We start from the raw sequence: 2,346 nt of genomic DNA on the forward strand, positions 1-2,346 counted from the left end.
GACTGGGTGCAGTTCATAATTGATTTTATTGGTAATTATAAGACCAATTATTTAATTCCGATTGCGCTTTCTGGAGATCAATCGCAAAATAAAGATAATTATAAGAAGTTTTTAACGAATAACGATTCGATTAATGGAGTATCTACAATTAATTTTGAAGAAGTTGCTAAAAAACAGATTTACAATTCATTGGATGCAGTATCATTGAATCAAAATAAATTAATATTAAAAGCTTATGAAGAAGTTGAAAATAGATTGGGACACATGCCGTTACTAATGGATTTTATACAACAACATTCTATAGATCCAAGCGTTATATTTTCTAAATTTAGTAATTATTACGAATTTTTAGTAAGGTATAAAAAAATAGATGCTTTATTGACGGAAAATGAATCTAAAAATCTGGTTTTCTTTTCAAGACAAATAGCACCTGGATTGAAAAGAATCGATAGTTTAGTTTTAGAAGAACTTTTAAAAAATGAATTAACATATGATGAATTAAAAAATAAAATGTTGAACGAAGTTAAGGATATAACAGAAGATGATATAGATACTTCATTAAGAATTTTAGATTTTTCATTTTACAACGCAGGAATTGAAAAAATCTATGGAAGTCCCATTATAGAACGTAATGAAAGAATGATAAGACTAAGCGATGCATTTACTAATGCTCTAAGTAATCAAACATTTAAAATATTTTTAGAAGATCTTATTGAATTATCAAAGTATAACAATGAAAAATACCAAAAAGGTAAAAATGGACTGATTTTATATAATAAATATTCAAGAGAAGATTTTAGCAAAATATTTAATTGGAATAAAAATGGTTCGTCTGTAATCATGGGATACATGATAAGAAGCCAAGAAATGCCAATATTTATCACTTATGATAAGCATGAAGATATAAGTGATAGCACAAAATATGAAGATGAATTTTTAAGTCAAGATGAATTAAAATGGTTTACTAAATCTAATAGAACGCTAAAATCAAAAGAAGTTCAGAAAATTTTGTCCCATAGAGCAAAAGGAATTAAAATGTATATTTTTGTACAGAAAAAAGATGATGATGGTATATATTTTTATTATTTAGGAACTGCTGGATATATAGAAGGTTCAGAGAAGCAAGATAAAATGCCGAATGGTTCAAACGTAGTAACTATGGATTTAGCACTCGATAAAGCTGTCAGAGATGATATATATCGCTATATAACAAATTAATGTAAACCGAAAAATGAATGTTAGTAAAGATGTATTTAAACATCGATTTTAACAAGTAAAGACATTGAGTTTCAGTGTTATTATTTTAAATATAAGCGCAATTTATCTTAATTAATTAGTGGGTTAGGCCGATAAAAATTATAAAGATATTTGCGCTTTTTTAAATAATTTGTGATGTTAATATGTGAAAAATACAACTAACAATTAAAAGCCACGAGGATTTAATCATAAAATTTCCTCTAGTATTATTAATATTGGAATTTGAACTTAACTTTGCATTAAAAATAAAAATGGGGATGTGAAATGATGATTCATTCAAGAAAGTTGAGGCTTTGGCTGTATTTAGTATTATTAGCTGTTTTTATAGGGGCTTGCGGAATGAAAAAGGAAGAAAGCAGTAAGGATAAACAAATTAAAGAAAACTTCAACAAAACGTTGAGCTTGTATCCAACTAAAAATCTTGAAGACTTTTATGATAAAGAAGGATTTCGAGATCAAGAGTTTGAAAAAGGAGATAAAGGGACTTGGATTGTTGATTCTGAGATGGTAATTGAACTAAAGGGTAAAAAAATGGAATCTAGAAGTATGGTGCTCTATATAAATCGTAATACTAGGACATCGAAAGGTAATTTTATTGTTAGAGAATTGTGGGAAGACAGTAAAGGGTATACACAAAGTAAAGATATAAAATATCCAGTAAAAATGGAACATAATCGAATTATCCCAACTAAACCGATAGCTGATGATAAATTAAGAAAAGAAATTGAAAACTTCAAGTTTTTTGTACAATACGGTGACTTTAAAGATATTAATGATTATAAAGATGATGACATATCATATAATCCCAATGTACCTAGTTATTCGGCCGAGTATCAATTGAGTAACAATGACTACAATGTTAAGCAACTTAGAAAGAGGTATGATATACCAACTAAGAAAGCACCTAAATTATTAATAAAAGGCGATGGTGATTTAAAAGGATCATCTATAGGACACAAAAATTTAGAATTTTCTTTTGTAACAAGTAAAGAAGAAAACATCTATTTTACGGATAGTATTAATTTCAAACCTACTGAATAGTGTTAATAGAATATTGAAATGAAAATATTAGATAAAGTCCGTATAATT

The 2,346-nt window shown here is 27.2% G+C and carries 2 protein-coding genes; both read left to right on the forward strand.

The features are described 5' to 3' along the window. Window positions 1–1,218: DUF3427 domain-containing protein (locus tag JV528_RS14565; RefSeq protein WP_204254905.1), on the forward strand; the 1,218-nt coding region annotated here is incomplete at its 5' end. Window positions 1,219–1,521: 303 nt separating this feature from the next. Continuing rightward, the gene (locus JV528_RS14570) at window positions 1,522–2,298 is read left to right on the forward strand and encodes a tandem-type lipoprotein (protein ID WP_275430627.1); all 777 of its coding nucleotides are present in this window, start codon (window positions 1,522–1,524) and stop codon (window positions 2,296–2,298) included. Window positions 2,299–2,346 lie beyond the last annotated feature (48 nt).

This window comes from Staphylococcus sp. GDB20D11A (genome assembly GCF_016893255.1).
GTDB classification, from domain to species: domain Bacteria; phylum Bacillota; class Bacilli; order Staphylococcales; family Staphylococcaceae; genus Staphylococcus; species Staphylococcus aureus.

Bases quoted from the DNA above. Each gene is read 5' to 3' on its own strand.
- JV528_RS14570 (WP_275430627.1), top strand. From the start codon at position 1,522: ATGATGATTCATTCAAGAAAGTTGAGGCTTTGGCTGTATTTAGTATTA.